This window comes from Microbispora sitophila, assembly GCF_014892245.1.
GTDB lineage: Bacteria > Actinomycetota > Actinomycetes > Streptosporangiales > Streptosporangiaceae > Microbispora > Microbispora siamensis.
This window is the reverse complement of the sequence record NZ_JADBGC010000060.1, coordinates 5,705-6,366: the sequence shown is the minus strand read 5'-3', so window position 1 is coordinate 6,366 and position 662 is coordinate 5,705. Positions and strand designations below refer to the sequence as shown.

The 662-nt window shown below is 71.1% G+C and carries 1 protein-coding gene; it reads right to left on the bottom strand.

Annotation, left to right across the window (positions count from 1 at the left end; translation table 11 throughout):
* On the bottom strand, nucleotides 1-662 hold a 662-nt coding region (locus IL992_RS45230), incomplete at both ends, for an acyltransferase domain-containing protein (protein WP_193209454.1).

Below are 662 nucleotides of genomic sequence, written 5' to 3'. Positions count from 1 at the left end.
CGGACCTTGTAGCCGTTGTCCCGGAAGTGTTTGGTGAGTTGGGTGACGGCGTGGGTGTCGCCGGAGATGACGGTGGAGGTGGGGGTGTTGAGGGCGGCGATGGTGACCGCGTCGGTCAGGTGGGGGGTGAGGTGTTCTTCGGTGGCGTTGATGGCGGTCATGGCGCCGCCGGGGGGGAGGGTGTGCATGAGGCGGGCGCGGGTGGCGACGAGGGCGGCGGCGTCGGGGAGGGTGAGGATGCCGGCGGTGTGGGCGGCGGCGATGGCGCCGATGGACTGCCCGGCGACTGCGGTGGGGGTGATGCCCCAGTCGGCCAGTAGGTGGGTGAGGGCGGTCTGCAGGGCGAACAGCGCGGGCTGGGTGTACAGCGTCTGGTCCAGCAGGCCGGGGTCGGCGTCGCCGAGCAGCACCTCCCGCAGCGGTATCGGCGCGTGCCCGGCCAGGTGCTGATCCAATAACCCGATGGATTCATCGAAGGCGGTGGCGAAGGCGGGGTAGGCGGCGTACAGGTCGCGTCCCATGCCGGCGCGTTGGCTGCCTTGGCCGGTGAACACGAAGGCGACCCCGCCCGGCCGGGCGATCCCGGTCACGATGGCACCGGTGTTTCCGCCGGCGAGTGCGCGGGTGCGTTCCAGCAACTCCTGCCGGTTGGTGCCGGTGAT